The sequence below is a fragment of the Alcaligenes sp. genome (assembly GCF_050255915.1).
Lineage (GTDB): Bacteria > Pseudomonadota > Gammaproteobacteria > Burkholderiales > Burkholderiaceae_B > Alcaligenes > Alcaligenes aquatilis.
This window is the reverse complement of the sequence record NZ_JBFWIQ010000004.1, coordinates 97,122-121,220: the sequence shown is the minus strand read 5'-3', so window position 1 is coordinate 121,220 and position 24,099 is coordinate 97,122. Positions and strand designations below refer to the sequence as shown.

At 55.2% G+C, this 24,099-nt stretch carries 20 protein-coding genes, 1 other RNA gene, 1 pseudogene and 1 riboswitch; of the genes and pseudogenes, 13 read left to right on the top strand and 9 right to left on the bottom strand.

Annotation, left to right across the window (positions count from 1 at the left end; translation table 11 throughout):
* The first annotated feature begins 99 nt into the window (after positions 1-99).
* Positions 100-753 carry an FMN-binding negative transcriptional regulator gene (locus tag AB7E06_RS06480; protein ID WP_094197149.1) on the top strand — a complete coding sequence of 218 codons (654 nt, stop codon included), beginning with the start codon at positions 100-102 and terminating at the stop codon, positions 751-753.
* Positions 754-840: 87 nt separating this feature from the next.
* Here the strand turns inward: AB7E06_RS06480 and AB7E06_RS06475 are convergent, their stop codons facing one another.
* Positions 841-1,464: a glutathione S-transferase family protein gene (locus tag AB7E06_RS06475; protein ID WP_094197150.1), complete on the bottom strand. Its 624-nt coding sequence runs from the start codon at positions 1,462-1,464 to the stop codon at positions 841-843.
* A gap of 116 nt (positions 1,465-1,580) precedes the next feature.
* Positions 1,581-1,942: a transfer-messenger RNA gene (gene ssrA, locus AB7E06_RS06470) on the bottom strand.
* Positions 1,943-2,086: 144 nt separating this feature from the next.
* On the opposite strand from ssrA, the gene sstT reads away from it, so the two are divergent.
* Together sstT and AB7E06_RS06460 are read left to right on the top strand one after the other, a co-directional pair.
* Positions 2,087-3,313 carry a serine/threonine transporter SstT gene (sstT, locus tag AB7E06_RS06465; RefSeq protein ID WP_094197189.1) on the top strand — a complete coding sequence of 409 codons (1,227 nt, stop codon included), beginning with the start codon at positions 2,087-2,089 and terminating at the stop codon, positions 3,311-3,313.
* A gap of 157 nt (positions 3,314-3,470) precedes the next feature.
* Positions 3,471-4,103, top strand: coding sequence for a LysE family translocator (locus AB7E06_RS06460; RefSeq protein ID WP_125276598.1), 633 nt, complete (start codon positions 3,471-3,473; stop codon positions 4,101-4,103).
* Positions 4,104-4,106: 3 nt separating this feature from the next.
* Here the strand turns inward: AB7E06_RS06460 and AB7E06_RS06455 are convergent, their stop codons facing one another.
* Positions 4,107-4,301, bottom strand: a complete 195-nt coding sequence (locus AB7E06_RS06455; protein ID WP_094197191.1) for a hypothetical protein — start codon at positions 4,299-4,301, stop codon at positions 4,107-4,109.
* Between the two features lie 128 nt (positions 4,302-4,429).
* On the opposite strand from AB7E06_RS06455, the gene AB7E06_RS06450 reads away from it, so the two are divergent.
* The 5 genes from AB7E06_RS06450 to AB7E06_RS06430 all read left to right on the top strand — a co-directional run bounded on the left by AB7E06_RS06450 (position 4,430) and on the right by AB7E06_RS06430 (position 9,133).
* Positions 4,430-4,933, top strand: coding sequence for a nucleoside 2-deoxyribosyltransferase (locus AB7E06_RS06450; RefSeq protein WP_094197192.1), 504 nt, complete (start codon positions 4,430-4,432; stop codon positions 4,931-4,933).
* A gap of 208 nt (positions 4,934-5,141) precedes the next feature.
* Positions 5,142-5,978 carry a MurR/RpiR family transcriptional regulator gene (locus AB7E06_RS06445; RefSeq protein WP_094197193.1) on the top strand — a complete coding sequence of 279 codons (837 nt, stop codon included), beginning with the start codon at positions 5,142-5,144 and terminating at the stop codon, positions 5,976-5,978.
* A gap of 391 nt (positions 5,979-6,369) precedes the next feature.
* Entirely contained in the window at positions 6,370-6,681 is a 312-nt protein-coding gene (locus AB7E06_RS06440) for a DUF485 domain-containing protein (protein WP_094197194.1), read from the top strand.
* The gene (gene actP / locus AB7E06_RS06435) at positions 6,678-8,342 is read left to right on the top strand and encodes a cation/acetate symporter ActP (protein ID WP_094197195.1); all 1,665 of its coding nucleotides are present in this window, start codon (positions 6,678-6,680) and stop codon (positions 8,340-8,342) included. The genes AB7E06_RS06440 and actP overlap by 4 nt, the downstream gene beginning before the upstream one ends.
* A 128-nt stretch (positions 8,343-8,470) precedes the next feature.
* Positions 8,471-9,133 (top strand): response regulator transcription factor, encoded by a 663-nt coding sequence (locus tag AB7E06_RS06430; protein ID WP_230017775.1) that lies wholly within the window; start codon positions 8,471-8,473, stop codon positions 9,131-9,133.
* Here AB7E06_RS06430 and AB7E06_RS06425 read toward each other — a convergent pair.
* A complete protein-coding gene (locus tag AB7E06_RS06425; RefSeq protein ID WP_427955785.1) occupies positions 9,120-12,563 on the bottom strand; it encodes a hybrid sensor histidine kinase/response regulator in 3,444 nt (1,147 codons plus the stop codon). The genes AB7E06_RS06430 and AB7E06_RS06425 overlap by 14 nt on opposite strands.
* A gap of 30 nt (positions 12,564-12,593) precedes the next feature.
* Here AB7E06_RS06425 and AB7E06_RS06420 point away from each other — a divergent pair, with 30 nt between their 5' ends.
* Positions 12,594-13,028 carry a hypothetical protein gene (locus tag AB7E06_RS06420; RefSeq protein WP_159086127.1) on the top strand — a complete coding sequence of 145 codons (435 nt, stop codon included), beginning with the start codon at positions 12,594-12,596 and terminating at the stop codon, positions 13,026-13,028.
* On the top strand, positions 13,025-14,734 hold the full coding sequence (locus AB7E06_RS06415; RefSeq protein ID WP_094197198.1) for a sulfate adenylyltransferase: 1,710 nt from the start codon (positions 13,025-13,027) through the stop codon (positions 14,732-14,734). Before AB7E06_RS06420 ends, AB7E06_RS06415 begins: the two co-directional genes overlap by 4 nt.
* A 64-nt stretch (positions 14,735-14,798) precedes the next feature.
* On the opposite strand, the pseudogene AB7E06_RS06410 reads toward AB7E06_RS06415, so the two are convergent.
* Positions 14,799-15,902: pseudogene (locus AB7E06_RS06410) on the bottom strand (MFS transporter); the annotation flags it as partial.
* Between the two features lie 223 nt (positions 15,903-16,125).
* Here AB7E06_RS06410 and AB7E06_RS06405 point away from each other — a divergent pair.
* On the top strand, positions 16,126-17,058 hold the full coding sequence (locus AB7E06_RS06405; protein ID WP_427956018.1) for a LysR substrate-binding domain-containing protein: 933 nt from the start codon (positions 16,126-16,128) through the stop codon (positions 17,056-17,058).
* Between the two features lie 281 nt (positions 17,059-17,339).
* On the opposite strand, the gene speE is transcribed toward AB7E06_RS06405, so the two are convergent.
* The 3 genes from speE to AB7E06_RS06390 all read right to left on the bottom strand — a co-directional run bounded on the left by speE (position 17,340) and on the right by AB7E06_RS06390 (position 20,267).
* Positions 17,340-18,617 carry a polyamine aminopropyltransferase gene (gene speE / locus AB7E06_RS06400; RefSeq protein WP_108727698.1) on the bottom strand — a complete coding sequence of 426 codons (1,278 nt, stop codon included), beginning with the start codon at positions 18,615-18,617 and terminating at the stop codon, positions 17,340-17,342.
* A 174-nt stretch (positions 18,618-18,791) separates the two neighbouring features.
* Complete coding sequence (locus AB7E06_RS06395) at positions 18,792-19,826, bottom strand: ATP-binding protein (protein WP_230017767.1); 1,035 nt, start codon at positions 19,824-19,826, stop codon at positions 18,792-18,794.
* A gap of 273 nt (positions 19,827-20,099) precedes the next feature.
* Positions 20,100-20,267 carry a hypothetical protein gene (locus AB7E06_RS06390; RefSeq protein ID WP_230017765.1) on the bottom strand — a complete coding sequence of 56 codons (168 nt, stop codon included), beginning with the start codon at positions 20,265-20,267 and terminating at the stop codon, positions 20,100-20,102.
* Between the two features lie 463 nt (positions 20,268-20,730).
* On the opposite strand from AB7E06_RS06390, the gene AB7E06_RS06385 reads away from it, so the two are divergent.
* Both AB7E06_RS06385 and AB7E06_RS06380 read left to right on the top strand, forming a co-directional pair.
* On the top strand, positions 20,731-21,354 hold the full coding sequence (locus AB7E06_RS06385) for a helix-turn-helix domain-containing protein (RefSeq protein ID WP_094197202.1): 624 nt from the start codon (positions 20,731-20,733) through the stop codon (positions 21,352-21,354).
* Positions 21,355-21,556: 202 nt separating this feature from the next.
* A complete protein-coding gene (locus AB7E06_RS06380; RefSeq protein WP_321352269.1) occupies positions 21,557-23,251 on the top strand; it encodes a methyl-accepting chemotaxis protein in 1,695 nt (564 codons plus the stop codon).
* 5 nt (positions 23,252-23,256) lie between these two features.
* Here AB7E06_RS06380 and AB7E06_RS06375 read toward each other — a convergent pair whose 3' ends face one another.
* A complete protein-coding gene (locus AB7E06_RS06375) occupies positions 23,257-23,832 on the bottom strand; it encodes a TMEM165/GDT1 family protein (protein WP_094197204.1) in 576 nt (191 codons plus the stop codon).
* Positions 23,833-24,010: riboswitch (yybP-ykoY riboswitch) on the bottom strand.
* Positions 24,011-24,099 lie beyond the last annotated feature (89 nt).

The window sequence follows — 24,099 nt, the reverse complement described above, 5'->3', positions numbered from 1 at the left end:
TGGTCCATGAAAATAGCACCAAACTGGCACAGTTCAATGAGCCAGAATAGACCAATAATAGACACATTGACCCTCAATCCCAAGCCCAGACAGACGACGATGTATATCCCCGCACACTTCAATGAATCCCGACCTGAACCACTGCACGAGCTGATCGCCCAGCATCCGTTGGGCATTCTGGTCGCCAATGGCAAAAGTGGTTTAAGTGCGAATCACCTGCCCTTCATGCTGCATCCTAAAGAAGGCGCACAAGGGGTATTGCACTGTCACGTCGCCAGAAACAACCCCGTATGGCAAGACCTGGAGAACGGCGACGAAGTGATGGTGATATTTCGAGCAGGGGACGCCTATATCTCTCCGCAATGGTTTCCCAGCAAGCTGGAAACACATAAGCAAGTCCCGTCCTGGAACTACATCGTGGCCCATGCCTATGGGCAGGTGACGATACGCGATGAGGAACGCTATGTTCGCGGTGCCGTGGCACGCTTGACCCGCATCCACGAAGCCAGCCAGCCCGTGCCCTGGAAGATGACGGATGGGCCCAAGGACTATATCGACGCCATGCTCAAAGCCATCGTCGGGATTGAAATTGAGATCACTAGCCTGATCGGCAAAACCAAGCTGAGTCAGAATAAAGAGGCTCGGGATGTGGAGGCAGCATCAGCAGCCTTAATCCGCCAAGGGGACGATTTCATTGGCAGCGCGATGCAGGCGGTGGCAGCAGAAAAACAGGTGCAGGAGAGCAAGGCCTAGAAAAACCGCTCCCCTGCAACGAATAAGCTTAGGTTTATTGTTTGAGCCCTGAATGAGCCTGTGAGACTCCCCAAGGTAGCAACGTGCTCAGGCAGCGGCCTCGGCCACGGCCTTACGCACAGCCTCGCGCGCGCCCACCCGCTCCAGATAGGCACTTAGTTTAGGGAATTGGCTCATATCAACGGCATCCCCCTCCAGCCAGCCACCCACGGTGTACAGATACGCATCGGCCACACTGAATTGCTCGCCCAACGCCCAGGGACCAACAATCAAGGATTCCAGATAAGCCGCACACGCCGTCATGTTTTGCGGAACCTTAGCGCGCATGGCTTCTTCCACAGCAGGATCATCGACCCAACGAGAGCCACGACGCTTGTGCGCGTGGGCCACGTGCACCGTAGATGCCAGGTAGCTGTGCAGCTCCTGCATACGGGCGAATGCAAAAGGATCATTCAACGGTGCCAGCTTGGCAGCCGGAAAGCTCTGTGCCACAAAAGCCAGCAAAGCCGGGGTTTCTGTCAATGTTCCCTGCTCTGTCACCAGTGCCGGAACACGCCCCTTGGGATTGACACGCAGAAACTCCGGGCTTTGCTGTTGATTGGCACCAAAATCCAGCTTGACCACATCAAAGTCTGCCCCTGCTTCATGCAGTGCAATATGGGTTGCGAGCGCGCAGGTCCCTGGCGCGCAATAGAACACCCAACGAGACATATTGATCCCCTCTTGTGTTGTAAATGAAGGGATTATTATGACCCTAAAGCGTTGTTGAGCAAGCAGAAAACAAAAAACCCAACAGCCGTTACGCTGTTGGGTTTCTTGGGATTTCTTGGTGGAGTCGGGGGGAATTGAACCCCCGTCCGCAAGCCGTCCACAGACAGTTCTACATGTGTAGTCAATTAATTTTAAGTTTTAACCTTGGACTATGCCAATTGACAGGCCTTTCCTTGGCGATCCACTAAGTTTTAGAACCGGACTACGTGGCACAGGCCGATTCGATTCTTTGTAAATAACACTGCTGTAGGTTGCCCTACCTAACCCAAAGACAAATTAGTGCAGTGGCCCAGCCTTAAGCGGCTAGAGCGAAACGCTCGTCGTTGGCGTTTGTAGTTTTCCAGTGGATTTACGAGCGTACTGGTGCTCGACACGCCCTGTGCTGCTTCTTGACCCACGTCGAAGCCATGTCGACCCCATGTGGATTAGTAACCATACCACATCGGCTACAAAATGTATAGCGCCTGGTGCTAGAATAACCGTCTTCCGCGCTCTGGCTGAGTCCTCGCCAGGGCGTTTTTCACGTACGTCACACCTACCCTTTTGTCTGGAGTCGCTTTCCATGACCCATCCCGCCAGTCAAGCCAGAGGCCCGTTAGGCTTTATCCTGCACGGCAGTCTTGTTACTCAAATTGTGATCGGTTTGATCGCCGGTATTTTGTTGGGGCACTTTGCACCGGCAGCTGCGCAGTCGATCGCCTTGCTGGGCCAATTGTTTGTCTCTGCCTTGAAGTCGGTAGCACCGATTCTGGTGTTTGTGCTGGTGATGTCCTCTATCGCCAATCAAAAAGCCCAGTCCTCCAGCCGCATGGGCCCTATTTTGCTCTTGTACGTGATGGGCACCTTTCTGGCCGCACTGGTTGCCGTGATCGCCAGTTTCGCCTTCCCCGTCAAACTCAAACTGGATCTGGCCGACACCACACTGAATCCGCCCAGCGATATCACCGAGGTGCTGCTGGATCTGTTGACCAATATTGTGGTGAACCCGATTGATGCCTTGCTTACCGCCAATTACATGGGCATTTTAGCGTGGGCCATTGCCTTGGGCCTGGCCTTGAAACATGGTTCACAAAGCTCTCGTGACCTGCTCACTGATATGGCCAACTCGGTCTCTTCCCTGGTACGACTGGTGATTCGCTTTGCGCCGTTGGGGATCTTTGGTTTAGTGGCTGTAACCGTTGCAGAGTCTGGCTTTGATGCCCTGCGCCAATACGGCCTGCTGCTGATCGTGCTGGTAGGCTGCATGTTGGCGGTGGCCCTGATCGTCAACCCCCTGATCGTATTTGCCAAGTTGCGTCGCAACCCCTACCCGCTGGTCTTTACCTGCCTGCGTGAAAGCGGCATCACGGCTTTCTTCACCCGCAGTTCTGCCGCCAACATCCCCGTGAACATGGCATTGTGCGAACGTCTGGGGCTGAATAAAGACACGTACTCCGTTTCAATTCCATTGGGTGCCACCATCAATATGGCTGGTGCTGCTGTCACAATTACGGTGCTGACACTGGCCGCTGTACACACACTGAACATTCAGGCTGACTTGCCCACTGCCCTACTGCTCAGTCTGGTGGCCACAGTTGCCGCTTGCGGTGCTTCTGGCGTGGCCGGTGGCTCGTTGCTGCTAATTCCATTAGCATGCAATATGTTCGGCATTACCGACGATATCGCCATGCAAGTTGTGGGCGTCGGTTTTGTGATTGGGGTGGTGCAAGACTCAGTCGAAACGGCGTTGAACTCCTCGACGGATGTGCTGTTTACTGCCGCAGCCACACTTGAACCTGGCCGTGCCTGATTTGACACCTTGACGCACAAGGGGCCAGCCAGTCAGGCTGGCCTTTTTTGTATGTAATCCGAACCCGATTGCCTCAGCCCAGACACCAGTCACCGTACTTTGGGGTGTGGGCATCTGCCAGATGCTTGCGCAGTCAGGCGCTTATCAAGGAGTCTTCGTGGATGTAGCCAGTCTTTCTCTGTATATCGTTGCCGTCGCTGCTGTCACCGTCATTCCGGGACCAACGATGCTGCTGGCCCTGAATAATGGCGCTCATGGGGGAAAACGAATCGCGGCCTGCGGTATTGCGGGTGCAGCGCTCTCGGACCTGATTCTGATCGCCGCCGTAGGCGGTGGACTGGGAGCACTGCTGCTTGCCTCTGAACAACTCTTCTCTGTCGTAAAATGGATCGGTGCGGCCTACCTGCTGTACCTGGCCTATGGACTGTGGCACGCCCCTGTCCGAACCATCCAGACAGGAGCTCCCTTGAGCAATATCCAGTCAGGTCGCACCGCCTTCCTACGCTCCTTGCTGGTTGCTTTATCCAACCCTAAAGGATTACTGTTCTTCTCGGCTTTTCTGCCACAATTCATCCGCCCAGAAGAGGCCATTGCAGCCCAGTACATCACACTGGCACTGGTCACGGCCCTCATTGATATTGCCCTGATGACGGTATACGCCGTAGGCGGTCATCACGCCATGCGGCTGCTTTCTGGCCAGGCCATGCGTTGGTTAAACCGGGGCTGCGCAGGCATGCTGGCAGGTCTGGGGATTGCTTTGAGCTTGTATCGACGCAGCAACTCCAACTAAGGCTCACAACGCTTTGCAAGGCAACAAGGGACCTGAACTGGTCCCTTTTTCTTGTGTGGCAACCCGGCCTTGCCAGCTACGAAGCGGCCCATCACCATCCGTGACGCCGCAGCAACAGGCAAAACGACAAAGCACAAAACCGGACCAGATACCTGCACCCAGCACCATGTTCAGGCCGATGGGATCGTATATCATCATTCAGGTGGCCACCCCGAATGCCCTGCTACGGTTCAATATCGCCATATCCTCACGAACTCCGGTATACCAAGGCTTAGCGCCTGGACCGGCATAGTTTTCCACTTAGCCCGATGCAACAAGGAGTCAAGATGAAGCGTATCTATTTAGCGGGTCCTGACGTGTTTTTCAGCGATGCCGCCGAGCGTGCCACACTGCACAAGCAATTGGTACGAGACTTTGGCTTCCAACCCTTGCATCCCGTTGATCAGGAAGAAATCGAAGCCTCCTCCATCTATCATCACAATATCCGCCTGCTGGATCAGGCCGATGCAGTACTGGCCAATATCACGCCCTTTCGAGGTGCGGAAATTGATACTGGCACCGCCTTTGAAATTGGCTATGCCGTGGCTCAGGGTTTGCCTGTTTTCACCTACCGTTCTACCGCCGATACGGTTCTGGATACCGTGCGCGAACACTACAGCCCGGTCGTACTGGACCCGGCCACCCAGATATGGCGCGATCGTAATGGCGCACTTATTGAGGATTTTGGCCTGCCCTCGAACTTGATGGTGGCAATCAGCACGGAGTTTGTACATGGCACGTTTACCGATGCCTTGATCGCTGCGCAGGACTATTTCAAAGCCATCGGCTGATTCACACGCAGAGAAAGTTCTGCTTAGCAATCAAGGACAAACTCTCAAACAGGCTTGAAATTAAACGAACCCCAGCGAAATTAAACGCCGTAGATTCTCTGGTAGGATGAGGCCTTGAGACCTACAAGCAATACCCACGAGCTGCATAATAAGCCCCCCGCATCACCCGCTTTTCTTGACTCAAAAAAACAGGGCTACGCCCAGTACCATGCCAGACACCAGCAACATCTCTTTTCTTGACCGCGTACGCGCCATCCTTAGTGACCTCCCCGCTTCCGAGCGACGTCTGGCCCAATTCACACTGGATTTTTCGGGGGATCTGTCCAGCTACAACGCCTCGGAGCTGGCCAGCCTGGCCCAAGTGTCCAATGCCACGGTCACACGCCTGATCCGCCGCCTGGAATACGCCAACTACGAAGCGGCACGCAAACAGATTCGCTCGGAAAGAACAGATGATTCTTTCACCCCCGTCAACTCGCCTCTGTCTCCGGGTGAGACAACCTTGCACTCGCACCTGCAGGAAAGCTATAGCAAGCTGGGCAACACCTACCGGCATCTGTCCCAGTCGGCACTACTGGAAGCCAGCCAGGCTATCAGTCGTGCGCGGCAGGTTTGGCTGATAGGTTTGCAGGCAAACTACTTTCTGGCCGGGCATTTCCATTGGCATTTGTCCAAATTCATGCCGGGGGTCAGACTCATCCCCGGAGCAGGTCAGACAGTCTCCGAATACCTGACTGACATCCAGCACCAGGATGTGCTCATTATTTTTGATTTGCATCCACGCGCCAGCCCAATGCCGGAGCTGATCCAGCACCTGGAAGCACGCTGTGCGGACATCGTGCTGATCACCGACCAGGATTACAAACAGCGGCCCAAGACCCGCTGGTCCCTGCCCTGCCAGCCCGGACGTGAACAGTTACCGGATAATTCGGTGGCCGTTGCCAGCCTGTCCCATCTTCTCCTGTCCGAAGTACTGAAAGTGCGTGGTGCCGACCGCCGCGATGAATCGGCACAAGAGCTTGCCGCCGCTGAAGCGCTGTTTTGAGCAAAAAAAGCGCGTTCTTTTGAATCTCTGCGACCGACTCAGGGCAGGAGAGGCAAATCTTGTACCTGCAAGGATCCTGCGTCATTTACTTCCCCTCGCCGATTGAAATATCGCATTCTTTTCCTCACACGATATAAGACCACCTTCCTCCCAAAAAAAACCAGCATCGCTTGTCGATTACGGCGCAATGCCGTGCCGTCGTCTAGCCAAATCAAGGCTCCGAAACCAGAGCCTTCGCCCACCATCTACGACCAAAGTCGCCTATTGGGAAACGTTGATTCGTTCTATACATGCTGTACACAGAGCGCCCGCAAGCGCCAACTCCCTGTACACGCCGTGTTTAGAGAGCCTCGATGCCAAGAATCATCAAACCCCATAAGGAGACATAAGAATGAGTTCAGCCAATACTGTCGTGACGGCAGTCACCCAGCACCCTGCCTATCAAGAGCTGCTTAGAAAACGCAACCGCATGAGTCTGATCTTTTTCGGCTTGACCGTGATTGTGTACGCCGGTTTTATCCTGACCCTGGCCTTTGATCCCGAACTGTTCAGCCGCTCCGTTGGCTCCATGACCATGACCATCGGCGTACTGAGCGCTGTCATTGTGCTGCTGAGCGCCGTCGTGCTGGTGTCCGCCTTCGTCTACATTTCCAACAAGGTGTATGACCCCTTGCTGGCTCAAATCATGAAGGACGTGACATGAAGACATTCCTTCTGAGCCTGGGCCTGTTCAGTCTGGCCAGCAACAATGCGATGGCCGCCTCGCCCGGCCAGGCCAATACCTCTGCCATTGTCATGTTCCTGATCTTTATTGCCGGGACTATGGGCATTACCTGGTGGGCGGCCCGCCGCACACGCACCACGTCGGACTTTTATACCGCCGGTGGCGGTTTGACCGGCTTTCAAAACGGCCTGGCCATTGCCGGGGACTATCTGTCCGCCGCCTCCTTCCTGGGGATTGCAGGCATGGTGTACGTCAGCGGTTTTGACGGCATGATTTACGCCATCGGTTTCATGTTCGGCTGGCCGGTTGTGATGTTTCTGATTGCCGAGCGCCTGCGCAATCTGGGCCGCTACAACTTTGCTGACGTGACCTCGTTTCGCCTGTCCCAGAACCCCATGCGGATTCTGGCGGCCAGCGCCTCGCTGCTGATCATTGCCCTGTACCTGATCGCGCAAATGGTAGGCGCCGGCAAACTGATCGTGCTGTTGTTTGGTCTGGACTACAACGTGGCCGTTGTCATCGTAGGCTCGCTGATGATGATTTACGTCACCTTTGGCGGCATGACGGCCACCACCTGGGTACAAATCATCAAAGCTGTCCTGATGCTGTTCGGTGCGACGCTGATGACGATTCTGGTTCTGGCCGCTTTCTACTGGGATGTCGATGCCATGCTGGCCGCAGCCGTGGAAACGCACCCCACCGGGCACGCCATTCTTGAACCCGGCGCTGCCGTCAGCAGCAACCCGCTGAACGTGCTGTCCCTGGGGATTGCGCTGGCCTTCGGTACCGCTGGCCTACCCCATATCCTGATGCGTTTCTTCACCGTGGCCGATGCCAAGGAAGCTCGCAAATCCGTGATCTACGCCAGCAGCTTTATTGGCTACTTCTACCTGCTGACCTTCATCATCGGTTTCGGTGCCATCGCCTTGCTGGTCAAGCACCCCGAGTACTTCCAGACTGGCCCGGATGGCTCTTTCAACATGCTGACCAATCTGATTGGTGGCACCAATATGGTGGCGGTTCATCTGGCCAATGCCGTAGGCGGCAACCTCTTGCTGGGCTTTCTGGCAGCGGTGACCTTCGCAACCATTGTGGCTGTGGTCGCAGGCTTGGCTCTGGCTGGTGCCGCAGCTATTTCGCATGACTTGTACGCCAACGTCATCGCCAAAGGACGCGCGACCGAAAAAGACCAGATGCGCATTTCGCGTATCTCCACGGTGGTGCTGGGTGTGCTGGCGATTTTGCTGGGCATTATTTTTGAGAACCAGAACGTCGCCTTCATGGTGGGCCTGGCCTTTGCCATTGCCGCCAGTGCCAACTTCCCGGTTCTGGTGCTGTCGATTGCCTGGCGTGGCTGCACCACACGGGGCGCCACGATTGGCGGCTTCCTGGGTCTGGTCACCGCCACAGTGTGGGTGGTCTTGAGCAGCACGGTGTGGGTGGATGTATTCGGTTTTGCCGAGCCCATCACGCCTTTCCCTAACCCTGGCATCCTGTCCATCCCGCTGGCTTTCTTCTCGATCTGGCTGTTCTCGACCCTGGATAACAGCGCCCGCGCTACCCAGGAACGAGAAGCCTTCGAGGCTCTGACCGTACGCAGTCAAACCGGCATTGGTGCTGCCAGCGCCAGCGCTCACTAAGGCTTTTACGCTGATTTGATCAGCATGCAAGAACAGAAAACAGGGCATTTCGGTGCCCTGTTTTTACGGATGTGCAGCTCATCCTGACAAGCACTATGACAGAAACGTAAACATGGCATAATCCTCACATGAATGAACTGCTCATTGCTGACGATCACCCGCTGTTTCGTGAAGCATTACGAGGCGTCGTAGCCAGCCTGTTTCCCGGCACCACCATTTACGAAGCGGATCGCATCTCCAATTTATACCCCCTGGTCGACGACCATCCGGACGCCGATCTGCTCTTGCTGGATCTGGATATTCCAGGGGCAATCGGGTTCAGTGCGCTGGTTCATTTACGAGCGACCTATCCCTGCCTGCCCATCATTCTGGTTACCGCCCATGAACAGGCCCGCTTCATGCGCCGCGCCATGGATCACGGCGCCATGGGTTTCATCCCCAAATCTATTGACTCCCACACCCTGGGCGTGGCCTTGCAGGTAGTTCTGGACGGCGGCACCTGGCTGCCAGAAATCGGCTCTTGTGCCCCTGGCATCAGCCTGGACGAACGCGAAGTGGCCGCGAAATTGCGCGAACTGACCCCACAACAATTCCGCGTGCTGCAAATGCTCAGCACAGGCCAACTGAACAAGCAGATTGCCTACGAGCTGAACGTCTCGGAGGCCACCATCAAGGCTCACATGACGGCTATTTTGCGCAAATTGGGTGCCTCCAATCGTACCCAGGCCGTCTTGATGGCCAGTCACCTTGGCCTGAACCAGGATGAGCCCCAGGACGCTAATACGTTTTAATTTGGGCAGCCAAAAAAGCGCGCAACGAAGCGGGCTTGACCGGTTTGGTCAGCACCAGGTAACCATATTGCCGAGCTGCCGCTTTCAACTCATCGCTACCATCGGCCGTCAACAAAGCACCTTGCGCATGGGGCAAATGCAAGCGCAATAATTGCAGTGCCTGCAAGCCGTCCAATCGATCATGCAAGTGGTAATCCACCAGCAAGACCTCGGGATGCAAGTCGATTTTTTCCAAAGCACCATCGACCGTATTGGCGGTAATGATTTGCGCTCCCCACCGACCCAACAGCACTTCCATACCCGCCATAATATCCAGATCATTATCCAGGCAAAGTACCCGCAAGCCCGTCAAGGGCAGGCCGTCTGCAGGCTTGCTGGACTCGTTATTTGGATAGCTGCCAGGTTCGGTAGCCTGGCTCAAGGGAACACGGATGGAAAACATGCTGCCGCGCCCCACTTGGGATCGCACATCCAGCGTGTGTCCCAACAGGACGGCAATACGTTGGCAGATAGACAAGCCCAACCCAAGGCCACGACCATCCCAATCGAAGGCTTGCTCATAGCGATGAAACTCCGCATAAATCTGCTGAATATGATGAGACGGAATGCCCTGTCCTGAATCCCAGACCTGAAACTCCAGTTCCTTACCTCGAACCCGCACACCAAACACCACCCTCCCCTCCTGCGTATATCGCAAGGCATTGGCCAGGAAATTTTGCAGCACCCGACGCAGCAAGCGATGGTCGCTATACACCTGCAAAGGTCGTGCATGAACCCGCAGTTGGATACCACGCCGTGCCGCCATGGCCGCGTATTGATCCGCCAAATGCTGCAGCAAGTGCTGAACATCGATCACGCCCAAATCCGGCTTCAAGGCCCCAGCATCCAGACGGGAAATATCCAGCAGACCCTCCAGCAATTCTTCTGCCGTACGCAAAGAAGTGTCGACCCGCTCGGCCAAATTAGGCATCTCTGCAAGGTCGTGCGTATCGCGCAAGGCCGAGGCAAACAGACGCGCCGCATTAATCGGTTGCAGCACATCATGGCTGACCGCCGTCAGGAAACGGGTACGGGACTCCTGGGCTTTTTCCGCCTCTTGTGTACGCACCGCAACGCGCTGCTCCAGACTGTCGTTCATCTCGCGCAACTCGCGCTCCACGCGCTTGTATTGTGTGATGTCGCTATAGCTGGTGACGTAGCCGCCGCCCGGCAAAGGCCGCCCCCGCAACTCGACCACCTGCTTGTCATTCAACATGCGTTGAGTCACATAGGAAGAGCCTTCGCGCATGAACTGAATACGACGTTCTATGGCTTGTTCCACCCCTATGCTTTCCACGCCATCGACCTTGCCCCGCTCGGCATTAAAGCGAATCAGGTCCGCCACAGAGCGGCCCACATACAGCATGCTGGGTGGATAATCGAACAACTGCTGGTAGCGCTGATTCCAGGCAACCAGACGCATGTCCGCATCCACCACACTGACGCCCTGATCAATATTTTCCAGCGTAGCCAGCAAAATATCCCGATTGAAGCGCAGCTCCTGCCCCGCTTCGTCCAGCACGGCCATGATGGCGGCCACTTCCATGCCCGAACCACGCAAGGCACTGGTCAGCACCAAACGCGCAGACGCCGCCCCCACCGCTGCCGCCAATAGCAATTCGGTGAAATGCACCCAGGCACTATCAGCCCGCAGACCAGGTTCCAGCACTTGCTTGACCTGCCTGGCCTGCGTCTCAAAAGCACGACGCGCCATTTTTTTGCCGACAATCCGTTCCGCTAATACCAGTAAATCGTGTACCGACAGATCCCCATAAGAATGCCGGGCCGCCAGCGTCTGTCGCTCTGCATAAGGATCCAGAAAAGGCTCGGCACGCAAACGTTCTCCCAAGCCCGGACGTCTGCGCCACGAAACCCACAAAAATGCGCTGATATTGCACAGCAAGGACCAGAAAGTGCCATGCGTCAGCGGGTCCCAGCCTTCTACGCCAAACAACTGATAAGGGCGCAGCCAGGACAGTCCAAAAGGCCCTTGATGCAACCAGTCATCTGCCAGCAAACCAACCTCGGTCAGCGTTGGCAGGAGCAAGGTATAAACCCAGATGGCAAAGCCCAATAAAAGACCGGCCTCCACCCCTTGCCGACTGGCACCGCGCCAATACAAGCCACCGATCAAGCCCGGCCCAAACTGCGCGACCGCCACAAAAGCCATCAAGCCGTAGGCAGCCAAGGTCGTATCGCTGCCGCTGAGCATGTAATAGCCGTAAGCCACACCGGCCAGTGCCATGATGGCAACACGACGTATCCATAACACCGTGGAAGCGACTGTGCTTTGCTGGTATTGCGCCCAACCTCGGCGCAGCAACAAGGGCATCACCAAGTCATTACTGACCATGGTCGAGAGCGCTACGCTGGTCACAATCACCATGCCGGTTGCTGCCGAAAAACCGCCTATATAAACCATCAAGGCCAGGCCCACCTGGTTTTGCGACAAGGGCAAGGCCAGCACAAAGCTATCGGGTGCCACCCCCTCGCCCCCGACACCAAACAAGCTGACACCTGCCGCAGCAATGGGCACAACCATCACGCTGACCAGCACCAGATACGCGCCGAACAACCAGCGCGCCCGCCGTATATCCACCACATCCCCACATTCAACAATGGCCACATGGAATTGACGGGGCAAGCAAATAATGGCGGCAAAAGCCAGCAAGGTCTGCCCGACAAAGCCCACGGGGGGACTGTTCTCGAACAAGGTGGTGACCGCTCCCACCATATTGAGCTCAGCCTCCCCAAACCAGCGAAACGCGAACACACCAACGGCAACCAACGCCACCAGTTTCACCACCGACTCAAACGCCACTGCCAGCATCAAGCCCGGTCGATGCTCAGTGGCATCCACTTGCCGTGTTCCAAACAGGATGGCAAACAAGGCCATCAAAACGGCAACATATAAGGCCGGATCACCTAATAGGCCCACATGAAATTCCGTCCCTGCCAGCACACTCAAACTCAAGGCGACCGCCTTGTATTGCAGGGCCAGATACGGAACGGCAGCCACCACAGCAATCCCCGCCACCATCGCCGCCAAACGCTGCGAACGCCCATAACGACTGGCCATGAAGTCCGCAATGGACACCGTATTCTGGGATTGAGCCACCAGCGCCAGGCGTTCAATAATCCGCCAGCCAAACAGCAGCATCAGCATGGGGCCTAAATAAATAGGCAAAAAACCAATGCCATAGCGCACGGCCGAGCCGACCGCACCATAAAAGGTCCAGGAAGAACAGTACACAGCCAAGGCCAGGCTGTAGACCGTGGGTCGCAGCCAAGGGCGCTGGGTATACAAAGGATTCCTGTCTCCGAACCAGGCAATGGCGAACAAGATGGCGGCGTAAATCAAGGAAGCCAACACGACCCAAGCTGGCGTCATCTGCACTGTCTCCTACTTTGGTATAACGCGATGATTTTTCTCGTGATTGTAAGTAATACTAGGACAGTTCCTGCGGGATCTGGCCATGAAAATCTAGGGCTTATCACCTATACCCAATTTGAATTTCAAGGCAGATCTCCTGGGGCAAGCAACCGCCGCAGCATCATGGGCCACGGTGAAGATCACCTCACCTGCCAAGCAGCCCGACACGGTGCCTGTATCCCTGTCGTCATGCCGTATCAAACGACCGCAGCAAAACGATGCGCAAGCGGTACTCAAGCCAGCGCTGCATCACCTGTTCGGACAAGGATTTTTCGTCCGACATCACAAGAAGAAATAGAGCGTTTGAAAGCAAAGAGCATCTGCTCCGGCCCAGAGCACATCTATCACCCAACACCAGAAAAACGCCCCGACAAACAACTATCTTTCATCATCACGCGGGGCACATTAAAGGAGGCAATATGAAGCACTCAACATTGAACTTTGACCGCTACCCCCAGCAGCCGCATGGTGGGACGCTGGTCAACCAGGTCGTCCCGGAAGATCGCGTCAAGGACGAGATCGAACGTGCGCGCTCCCTGCCCAGCATCCGCGTGGATCTGGAGGCGGTCATCACCATCGAGATGATTGCGACCGGGGTGCTCTCTCCCAACAAGGGCTTCATGAACGAGGCCGACTACAACTCCGTGCTCAAAGAGGGTCGTTTGAGTAATGGTGTGGTGTGGCCTGTGCCCTTGAGCTTTGCTCCCATTGGCGATCGCAACCGCGACATTATCAAAGACCTTTCGGTTGGCTCTGAAGTGGCGCTGACCAATAGCGACAACGAACCAGTTGCCATCCTTAGCATCGAGGACATCTTCTCCTACGACAAGGAGCAGCGCGCCCAGCAATTGTTTGGCACGACAGACAGAAACCACCCCGGTGTGGATTCCATTTACCGACGCATGGGCGATGTGTCCCTGGGCGGCACCTTGCACCTGCTGCAGCGTGTGGACTGGGGCCCATTCGAGAAACTGCGGCGCGAACCCAAGGACACCTGGCATCTGTTCTACGAAGAAAAGAAATTCAATTCCGTGGCGGGCTTTATCACCGGCGCAAACCCACTGCACCGGGGCCACGAGTACATTCACCGCAATGCGCTGGAGGGGATTGATGGCCTGTTCCTGCAGCCACTGGTAGAGATGGCCAAGCGTGAATACGTGCGCCATGAGTTCCGCATGATGGCCTACCGGAACGTGCTCGATACCTACTACCCCAAGGACCGCGCCATCCTGTCACCGTTGCGTGTCACCTATATTTTTGCGGGTCCGCGCGAAACCATTTTACATGCCCTGATCATGAAGAACTACGGGTGTACTCACGCCCTGATTGGGCGGGATCACGCCGGGATTGGCAGCTACTACGACAAGTACGCCAGCCACAGCATTTTTGATCAGTTCAGCCCCAAGGAAATGGGCATTGATGTGCGCCTGTTCCACGAGGTGTTTTACTGCACACGCTGTGCCTGCCATGCCACTTCCGAGACTTGCCCGCACGATGATCGCTTCAGGCTGACCATCTCCGGCACGGGCATTCGTGAGATGCTGCGTCACGGCATCATGCCGCCCAAGGAGATTTGCCGCCCCGAATCCATCCTGCCCGCCATGCAAGGCGTGCAACCCAAAGGTCTTTGCGAGGAAGGCGAGGCGATTCAGCCCGTCAGCAAGGTGATCCAGAGCATGTTCCCCTACTACACCCAGTACACCCGTCTGGGCGGGGCCAAGCGCAGCGAACCGCTGGATCCATCTCAACTGACGGTGCGTGATCTAGAAATCGCCAGTCACGACGTCCGACACCATGCGGGGGATATTTATAACGGTGTCTACACCGAGTACAGCGCCGTGGTGGACCATAACCGCAGCATGCAAGCCGCCTGGATTGAAGATGCCCGTGCTGCCTTGCGCTTTCAGCAAGAGCGTCTGATCAGCGATCTGGAAGAAAAACAGCAGCAAGCACCGGAAGAGGCCTCGGACGAGTTCATGTATCAGGACAAGCAAGAGGTCGTGCGGGAACTGCATTCAGCCCGCAGCCTACTGGACGATATTCCAGCGGTGATCTCTGCCAAGCAATTGACCACACGTACCTGGAACGTCCTGCCCTACCAGCGCTATCGTGGGGCGGATAAGGAATAAGGCGGTATCTTGCTACACCGTCCTGCTTGGATTGAGATCGGGCAGGACGGCCCGTGGCAGATGCCTATCTCGATGATGGAAAACCATGTGAGCGAGCAACTCCAGTGACCGCTAATGCCGCGACAAGCAGCACCAGCACACTCCACGGAAAGGCAGACACGCTGAAGGTTTCAAGCAAAATGCCGCCGACAATTCCGCCACCAGCAATAGCGATGTTCCAGACCGTCACCATCATGGACTGCGCTACGTCGGTGGCTTCCCCTGCCGTCTTGGCCAAAGCCGTTTGAAAGAGCGTCGCCGAACCACCAAAGGCTAGCCCCCAGACGGCGACAGACGCGTAGACAGCAGCCGGTACGTTGCCGACAAGGCCAAGTGCCAATGCGGCAAGCGCGAACAAGGTCGTGCTGATCAGTACCAGTTCACGCAAGCGGCGGTCGATCAACACACCCACAATCCAGATGCCCAGTAACGCAGCGACGCCAAAAACCAGCAGGACAAGATCGATCCGATCCGCGATGCCAACCGGGACGAGAAAGGGGGCTATGTAGGTGTAGAGGATGTTATGGGCCAGCACATAAACTAGCGTGACAAACAGAATCGGCCGAATGCCCGGTAAAGTAAAAACCGTCCTGAGTGCAAACCCCTTTCCGCGTGCTTGTCCTGGAAAGTCCGGCACCTTGGCAGTCACCCAGACCACGAGAATCACCGTCAGAATGCTCATAAGACCAAAAGTCACGCGCCAACCCCAAGCCGCACCCAGAAAAGTGCCGGCCGGAATGCCCAGGGAAAGTGCAATCGGCGTACCTGCCATGGCGATCGCGATGGCGCGGCCCTTCAGGTGCTCGGGCACCATGCGGGCCGCATAGCCGGCCACCAAGGCCCACAACAGTCCTGCAAATACACCAGCAAAGAAACGGGCGACAAGTGTGATGGTATAGCTGTCAGAAACAGCCGTCACCGCATTGACAACAGCGAAGCCGCTGATGGCGATCAGCAACAATGGCCGACGCCGCCAATACCAGTGCGGCGGTGGAGACAATGGGCTTGCTCACGGAGGCCAGGCGAAAGACCGTATCCACCGTCATCGCACGACGACTTTCATGGTCGGCCCAGCCGTAAGCCTGGTGATGGATCAGCTTGCCATCGCGGGCCACCAGCACGACCGCACCGACCAGGCGGCCTTGGTCCTGTGCCTGTTGAGCTATGGTCTGTACACGGGTGGAAAGATGCGCAGGCAGGGCGTCGGCGCATCGCGTAATTACGGAAGTCATTACAAGTAATTCCTTTCATCAGTGGACCCAAACGTCATGATAGAAAGCCTGAAATTAAAGAAAAAGTCAGGTAGAGTTCCGTTTTAAGCGGAACTTTATATCCGTAATTGAGGGGTGATGATGGACAGTCTCAACAGCTTCGTGGTGTTCGTCCAAGTGGCTGAAGTGCGCAGCTTCGTTGCAGCTGGTCGGCTGCTGGGCGTGTCGGCCTCTGCGGTTGGTAAGAGTGTGGCGCGGCTGGAGGAAAAGCTGGGTGTGCGCCTGTTCCACCGTAGCACTCGCAGTGTCTCGCTGACAGCCGAGGGCTCGCTGTTCCTGGAGCGCAGCCGCCGCATCCTTGCCGAAATCGAGGCGGCAGAACAGGAACTGTCGCAGGCGACGACTATGCCGCATGGCCGGTTGCGAGTCAGCCTGCCTTTAGTCAGCTCGCTGTTACTGCCCGTGCTCGGCGAGTTCATGCGCGAGTACCCGGAGATCGAGCTGGACCTGGATTTCAGCGACCGGCTCGTTGATGTGATCGAGGAAGGTTTCGACGCCGTAGTCAGAACGGGCACCCCAACTGACTCGCGCCTTTCCGCTCGTCGGCTTGGCTCTTTTCGTTCGATGTTGGTCGCCTCGCCCGACTATCTGGCGCGGCAAGGAATACCCCAAGTACCTGCTGATCTGCTGAATCACACCTGCCTGCACTACCGCTTTCCCAACAGCGGCAAGCTGGAGCCGTGGGCCTTGCACCGCGCGACCGATGAGTCCGAACTGACGCTACCAACTTCGATGATTTGCAACAACATCGAGACACGCGTGTGCTTTGCCGTGCAGGGTTTGGGCATCGCCTATCTGCCAGAATTCTCGATCAGCGAGCCTCTGGCAGATGGGCGGCTACAAACCGTTCTGGACGACTATGCAGAACGCACTGGCGTTTTCTACATCCTCTGGCCTGCCAGCAAACATCCTTCGCCCAAGGTCAGAGCCTTCGTCGATTTCCTGTGCGCCCGTGTGTTTCCGGCTGTTCTGGACACGTCTCAAACCCAAGCCCGCCGCGTGAGCGGCCAATAAATGCCCACCCTCAATCCGCTCCACTTCCCACGCCTGCATTGCCGCACACCGTTGCGATGCCCCACCCCTGCCCTAGGGCGGACTTTTGACGCGCGCCTGAGCGTACATTGACCTTGTCTCAGCCATTGCTAAACCTGCTGTATAGAGCTTAGACTCAGTGCGACACATGGCGCACTGACAGCATCACGGACAAAAAAAGCCCCTGATCTACTTGAGATCAGGGGCTCTATTTCTAGCAAAGTCAGCGGATCGCCAAGCTTTGGCCGTTTATCGCGGGCGGCCTAACAGACCTCTTCCAGATTGGCCTCGTTCACCGGCATCAGGCGGCGGTAGAAAGTAGGCAGAGCAAACAAGGCGCCATGAAGATCAGCGTTGTAGAACTGCAGAGAATCCTGATTCTCGCTGCTCATGCGCTGTTCCAGACGTTCCTGGATTTGCTCGGCGCAGAACGCACGCGGGTTCAACTCGTCGGAAGCAATCGCCAGCCCCCAGTAAGAACCGTACAGCGGAATATGCAGACCGTAACCATGCACCTGCGCAAACACGCTGGCCAGGGATGCGCTCAGGTTCTTGACCTGCTGGCTTTCGTGGAAAGGCGAACCCAGGTGCAAGACCAAAGCACCACCGCTTGCCAGCGCGCGTTTGCAGGACTCAAAGAACGCGGCGGTGTACAAAGGACCAGCCGGCGTTTCGGGGTCGGTCAGATCCAGGTAAATCAGATCAAACCGCTCCTGTGTATTGGCCAGAAATTTCGCGCCGTCTTCAATCTGAATCTGCACACGCGGGTTATCAAAGGCCCCCTTATGAATAGACTGCAAGTGCTCGCGAGCCACCTCGATCACTTCGCCATCCAGCTCAACCAAGGAGACTCGCTCCAGGCTGGGGTACTTCAACAGTTCTTCCAGGGCACCACCATCACCACCGCCCACAATCAAGGCGCGACGTGGATTGGGGTGTGCCATGGCGGCCGGGTGAATCAGACCCTCGTGGTAGAAGAACTCTTCGGCCTCGGAGGTCATCATGCAGCCGTCCAAGCGCAAGGTCGTACCCAGAGTTTCAGACCGCAACAACTCCAGACGCTGGAAAGCAGTCTGACGCTCCAGCAAACGCTCGGTAAAGCGAAAGCCGTACAAGGCATCCTGGTTCAGGTTTTCCGTCAGCAGTTCGCCTGCATGAGCCGGGCCATCGGCCTCGCCACGCCACAAGCGATTACGCTGGGCCTGGCCGGGCTTGAAAGCCTGCTCAATACCGTTAATCAGGCGGGTCGCCTTGCCTGAGTTGTCTTGCATGAAGTTGCAAACATACACGTCCAGCGTCACGCCGTCGCGCTCTGGCCAGGTATGAATGGCTAAATGAGACTCCGCCAGCAGCAGGACACCGGTGACACCACCGGGCTGCCCTTCAAACTCGGGAAATGCCTGCCACTCTTCACCAACAATCGTCAGCCCAGCATCGATCGTCTGCTGGCGGCAAAAATCAGCCAGTTTCTGGGCATCGATCAGCAGCTCCGGGCTGCATGCACATTGGTAAAGGTCTGCGGTCAAGTGCAAGCCTTGCATAATCGTGTGCTCCTTTAACGGATTTTGCGCTCCCTACCAACGAGATGACCGCAACATAAAAACTTCAAAGCGAGGTGCACCTGAAAAGGCGATCACCTCGCTTCATCGAAAAGAGGGCAAATTGTACCTTATATCAAACTTAAATATATGAAAATAACCCTATTTTAGGGAAGATTAAGGTATATACGACGCGGAAGGCAACAAAACCAATTCCATGACCAAATGTGCGCCTGCCCCTGGGTGATCCTTGAAGTACACCCTGCCCCCGTGATGCTGGACAATCGAGCGCAAAATGGACAAACCCAAACCACTGCCTTGCACCTGTTGGCCAGGCAGGCGATAGAACTTGTCAAACACCTTATCTTTATAAAGAGGATCAATACCCGGGCCTTGATCCAGGACGTCGATACAGGCCCAACCCGTTTGGCCAGGCCGCAAACGCAAGGTCACCACCGTATCCGCAGCAGAGTACTTCAAGGCATTTTCCAAAGCATTGCGCAGCGCCACTAGCAAAGGAACCACATCCACTCTGGCCCACATGTTGTGCGAAGGTAAATCCAGACAAATGCGGTGGCGCTGTTCATTGAAAGAGCGCAGGCTCAGGCGCAACACCGCACGCAAATCTGACGTGCGCCACTCCCGGCTGCCAACCCCTTCATACTCGATGCGATTTAAACGCGTCAAATCGTCGAGCAGCACATCCACCCCTCGAACTTTTTCTCGTAACTTCATGTAAATTTTGCCAGCCCAGGCTGACGGGGTGGACTCTAACTGCAGCAATTCAATGTAGCCGCTGATGGCCGCCAGCGGAGAGCGTATTTCATGAGCGGCCACTGCAAAACAGTCTGCCCGGTCCCGTTCTTTTTGCATTTGTGCGCTGACATCACGAATCATCAATAAAGTGGCCGTAGCGGGAGCTGGCGCAGCATAGGAGTGAAACTCCAGCGCACGCCGGCGCTCACCTTCGCCATCCCGGTGCATACAATAAAAGGGATGATGGGCGCGGTAAATAGCCTGGCTAATTCCAGGCAGCAAATACGCTAAATCGGCCTGCAGTCCATTTTCGAGACGTTGAAAAAAATCCAGAAAATCATTTGTGTGATTGACTAACTCCGGAATACCCAACAAGTTGCGCATGGCCCGATTACAGCCCTGCAGCATCCCGCTGGAATCAAACATAGCAATCGCATCCGGCAAGGCATCGAGCATTTGCTCCGAACAATGCGATCTTTCATAAGTTAGCCTGGGCCATTTAGGAACACTCGCTTGATTAAACAAGCGTTGCCCCATTAAAAAACTGGTAAATAATGTGAGCAACAAGCCAATCCCCTATTTCTGCCCCAAAACAAGCACTGTGCCTGCCTCAGTGCGTTCTCAATCGCCATGCCGCCAAAGATCAGGCCCCGAAACTACGCCTGCTTTTTTTTGGGATGGGATTATCGACACGCCGATATCCTGCATCGGCCTGGGTGAAACAAACGATCAATTGCCTAATAACTTTATTTCATTACCAATAAGAAAAATGGCGGGAAAGGTATCATTAATTTTAAAAAGCCTGGCTCCAAAATGACGCGCCATAATGCTTAAAATCACAAACAGCCGTATCATAAGACGCACAACGCTGATTGTAGAAAACGAGGAGACTTGCATAAAATAGATTCCTATTTATTTCATAAAGGCAGGCTGGGATCAAGGTCAATACCAACAAAAAACACTAGGGTGCAAACACCCTGATTTCCTGGTTTGGCAGCCCCGTCACGATCCCGGACACCTATTTGTTGCGCTAGAGGACAAGTGTGTTCAAGGGCCTACACTGGAAGGTCCGGTAACACGACAGCACAAGGGATACGCGTAAAATCAGCAGGGCGAGTCCAGGTTCACAGGCCCGCCAGATTAAAGTGATTCCCTGAAGAAACATGAACATCTGAAAATCGGAGATATTAGAAGCATGTGTGTCAAATACTCTGCCTATCACTGGGCATGAACAGGCCACTTCCCATTGCCAGTATTAGTATTTCAGTACTTACTAATATCGTCTCTACACTCTGCACTGCTACATCGGGGCCCTTTCTTTCACTACCCCGGTCTGGCCTGCTTTCATTTTTTTGACTCCATGAACGACGCCGTTTACTCCACTCGGCAGGCTGCTGATTTACTAGGTGTGTCCGTACGCACCGTACAACTTTGGGTAGAAGCCGGGACCTTGAAGGCCTGGAAAACCCAAGGCGGCCACCGACGCATTGACCGCGACTCCGTGCAAACCATTTTGCAAGAGCGCCAAGGGCGAGGTAGTGCGCAACTACCCGATGCCCCCACCCCCTCAAGCCTGCCCGTTGGCAACGATGAACCTTGTCTGCGCGTGTTGGTCGTTGAAGACGATCTGGATCTGCTGGCTATTTACCGTATGGCCATGGAACATCTGCCCTTCCCGATTGAACTGCGTTGTGAGCAGGATGGGCTCAAAGGTCTGATTGCTGCAGGCAATTTCTACCCCGATGTCCTGATTGTGGACCTGAACTTGCCCAAGCTCGATGGCTTTGCCATGCTCAAAGCCCTGGCGGACGCCCCCGAAACCGGACATACCCAGATCTACGTCATTTCCGCTCTGAGTGCCACCGACATTCACGCACGCGGTGGCCTGCCCGGCAACGCCACAGCCCTGGCCAAGCCCATTCCTATCGCCTTGCTTTTGCAACTGCTCAGCGAAGCCTTCCACGCCCAGTACCTGCCCTCCTGAGCGCCTCTTTCCCCCTGTATCAGCACGGATCAATTTTTTCAGTTTCAACCCATTTGTGACAATGATTTTCATTTGATTATCAATTTTTTATTTTTAGACATAAAAAACGGATCAAATGATACTATTCACGAAAATTCACAACAAGAAATTGATCCGTTTATCGCGCGTCTTTTGCTGATACAAAAATATAAAGGGGAAGGTTATGCGCAAGAACCTACCAATTACCGGCATCGAAACCGAGCTGCTGGACGAACAATATCTCATCTCCAAAACTGACCTGGCCGGGCGCATCATCTATGCAAACCCGGCCTTTGTCGAGGTAAGCGGCTTTAGTCGGGCGGAGTTGATTGGCGAGCCACACAATATCGTGCGCCACCCCGATATGCCCTCCGAGGTTTTTGCAGATTTGTGGCATACCCTAAAGCAGGGGCGTTCGTGGGTTGGAGTCGTTAAAAACCGCCGTAAAGACGGCGGTTTTTATTGGGTTCTAGCCCATGCCAGCCCAATTATTGAACAAGGTGAACTAACCGGCTTTGCCTCGGTACGGGTACGGGCAAAACCTCAAGCTATTCAAGCCGCTGAACAGTTCTATCAGGAACTGCGCGAGGGCCGAAATCGTTCACGGGCCATACGCGCTGGCCATATTACGGTCCGCAGCTGGCAGCGTCCTTTTGCAGGACTACGCTTTTTATTTGGCCCCAGTTTACTGGCGGCTTTTCTGCGCAAAGGCATATTGAATCTGGGTATTACCGGCGGGATTATTGCCATGATCCTGAATACGGAAATGCCACAGCAAAGCATGACTCTGCTGGCCAGCTCCCTGGGCGTGGGCACGCTGATAATTTTGGGCTATCAAGCGATCTTGATGCGGCGTGTTTTGGGATCGTTTAAAACAGCCACGCACATCGCTCAACAAATTGCGGCGGGCAACCTGACAGTCAATACACGTGGGCCTGCTGTCAAAAACCTGGAGACACTGGGTCAAAACCTGGACCTGATGCGCAAAAGCCTGATGAGCATCAGCACGGACGTGGACCAGAGCTGCAGAAACAATCAGCGGGTATCACGCAAGCTCTCTGACAATAGTGCCTTGCTGGAAGCACGCACTCAAGAACAAGCGTCCTCCATGCAAGAGACTACCGCCAGCATGAGCTCATTTGGACAAACCGTCTTGCAAACGGCAGACAATGCCAAGGCCAGCCATGAACTGGCCAGCCGCAGTGCTGATATTGCCAGTCGTGGCAATGAGGCGGTTCAGAAGGTCAGTTCGTCCATGCAACAGATTCTGGAAAGCTCGCAGCATATTGGCAATATCGTCTCGATGATCAACAACATCGCCTTTCAAACCAATATCCTGTCAATCAACGCGTCGATTGAATCAGCACGGGCTGGAGAAGCCGGTAAAGGTTTTGCGGTAGTCGCGTCTGCCGTGCGTTCGTTGGCCCAGCAAGCAGCCCAAGCGGCCGATGAAATCAAGCAACTGGTCACTCAAACCCAAACACTCAGTGCCGAAGGGGCGGATCATGCAGCGCATGCGGGCCAAACCATGCAGGAAATTCTGACGTCGGTCTCTGAAGTAGCGGGTTTGATGGGTGAAATCTCTACCGCGACCAGTGAACAAAGCATTGGTTTGAGCCAACTGACCCAAGCCCTGAAACAAGTGGATCAAATTACCACCGACAATGCCGCTCTGGTTCATGATTTGAGCGAAACCGCTCAGGAGTTGAATCAGAACGGTGCCCAGTTGCAAGAGGCGATCAGTGTCCTCAATCATGGAAAAAGCGCGCCTACCCACTCACCTGTGCCTTTGACTCTGGCACCCATTGTGAATATGGATACCGCTCGTCGCAGGTCAACCCATCCGGGCCGACTACGGCAAGTGGTATCCAACCCCTAGCTATGCTAGAACCCCAGGCTTTGGGTGCCGCCCAACAGGGCCAGCACACCCAGCACAGCAAAGATACCGGCTGCAATCCGGTGGACCAACTGAATAGGCAAACGGCGGGCGATGCGCTCACCGAACAAAACGGCCGGAGCGTTGGCCAGCATCATGCCCAAAGTCGTGCCTAGCACCACAAAACCGAATTCTTGATATTGAGCGGCTAAAGCGACCGTGGCGATTTGGGTTTTATCGCCCATTTCAGCCAGGAAAAAGGTGACCAGGGTGGTCCCGAACACACCAAAGCGAGTACGTGTGGCCTCTGCATCGTCGATCTTGTCGGGAATCAGAATCCAGATGGCCATGGCCAGAAAGGAAATACCCAGCACCCAACGCAGCACTTCAGGATCCAGCAATGCCGGAACCCAGGCACCAATGGCACCAGCCAGACCGTGATTGACTAAGGTTGCTATGAAAATAGCGAGAATAATGGGCCAAGGGCGTTTGTAGCGGGCTGCGAGAATAAAGGCGAGCAACTGGGTTTTGTCCCCAATTTCTGCTAGAGCAACCACACCCGTGGAGATAAACAACGCTTCCATAACAACTCCTGGCCGGATACGAGACGAATGACCACAAACCCTCCCGGCCAAACGCGAAGGTCTATGGTCAAAAGTCTTGCCAGGCTAAGTTGCTACCAGCGCCATGACCCTGTATAGGTCAAGTATGTTGACGCTGATCTTCGCTCATTCGAAGCGGCTACTCCCTAATGACGAAGCGCATCGTAGCCCAGATTAGTGCGCCTGTCCAATCGGTGATTTTCAACGCACTGGAAGTACACTTAATTATTTTTACGCTTTCGTCCTACG

Coding starts and splice junctions, on each gene's coding strand:
- AB7E06_RS06430 (WP_230017775.1), top strand. CDS start 8,471: ATGAATGAACTGCTCATTGCTGACGATCACCCGCTGTTTCGTGAAGCA.
- AB7E06_RS06380 (WP_321352269.1), top strand. CDS start 21,557: ATGCGCAAGAACCTACCAATTACCGGCATCGAAACCGAGCTGCTGGAC.
- AB7E06_RS06375 (WP_094197204.1), bottom strand. CDS start 23,832: ATGGAAGCGTTGTTTATCTCCACGGGTGTGGTTGCTCTAGCAGAAATT.
- AB7E06_RS06415 (WP_094197198.1), top strand. CDS start 13,025: ATGAAGCACTCAACATTGAACTTTGACCGCTACCCCCAGCAGCCGCAT.
- actP (WP_094197195.1), top strand. CDS start 6,678: ATGAAGACATTCCTTCTGAGCCTGGGCCTGTTCAGTCTGGCCAGCAAC.
- speE (WP_108727698.1), bottom strand. CDS start 18,617: ATGCAAGGCTTGCACTTGACCGCAGACCTTTACCAATGTGCATGCAGC.
- AB7E06_RS06440 (WP_094197194.1), top strand. CDS start 6,370: ATGAGTTCAGCCAATACTGTCGTGACGGCAGTCACCCAGCACCCTGCC.
- AB7E06_RS06475 (WP_094197150.1), bottom strand. CDS start 1,464: ATGTCTCGTTGGGTGTTCTATTGCGCGCCAGGGACCTGCGCGCTCGCA.
- AB7E06_RS06480 (WP_094197149.1), top strand. CDS start 100: ATGTATATCCCCGCACACTTCAATGAATCCCGACCTGAACCACTGCAC.
- AB7E06_RS06420 (WP_159086127.1), top strand. CDS start 12,594: ATGATTTTTCTCGTGATTGTAAGTAATACTAGGACAGTTCCTGCGGGA.
- AB7E06_RS06450 (WP_094197192.1), top strand. CDS start 4,430: ATGAAGCGTATCTATTTAGCGGGTCCTGACGTGTTTTTCAGCGATGCC.
- AB7E06_RS06390 (WP_230017765.1), bottom strand. CDS start 20,267: ATGCAAGTCTCCTCGTTTTCTACAATCAGCGTTGTGCGTCTTATGATA.
- AB7E06_RS06395 (WP_230017767.1), bottom strand. CDS start 19,826: ATGCTCGATGCCTTGCCGGATGCGATTGCTATGTTTGATTCCAGCGGG.
- AB7E06_RS06425 (WP_427955785.1), bottom strand. CDS start 12,563: ATGACGCCAGCTTGGGTCGTGTTGGCTTCCTTGATTTACGCCGCCATC.
- sstT (WP_094197189.1), top strand. CDS start 2,087: ATGACCCATCCCGCCAGTCAAGCCAGAGGCCCGTTAGGCTTTATCCTG.
- AB7E06_RS06385 (WP_094197202.1), top strand. CDS start 20,731: ATGAACGACGCCGTTTACTCCACTCGGCAGGCTGCTGATTTACTAGGT.
- AB7E06_RS06455 (WP_094197191.1), bottom strand. CDS start 4,301: ATGATGATATACGATCCCATCGGCCTGAACATGGTGCTGGGTGCAGGT.
- AB7E06_RS06445 (WP_094197193.1), top strand. CDS start 5,142: ATGCCAGACACCAGCAACATCTCTTTTCTTGACCGCGTACGCGCCATC.
- AB7E06_RS06405 (WP_427956018.1), top strand. CDS start 16,126: ATGGACAGTCTCAACAGCTTCGTGGTGTTCGTCCAAGTGGCTGAAGTG.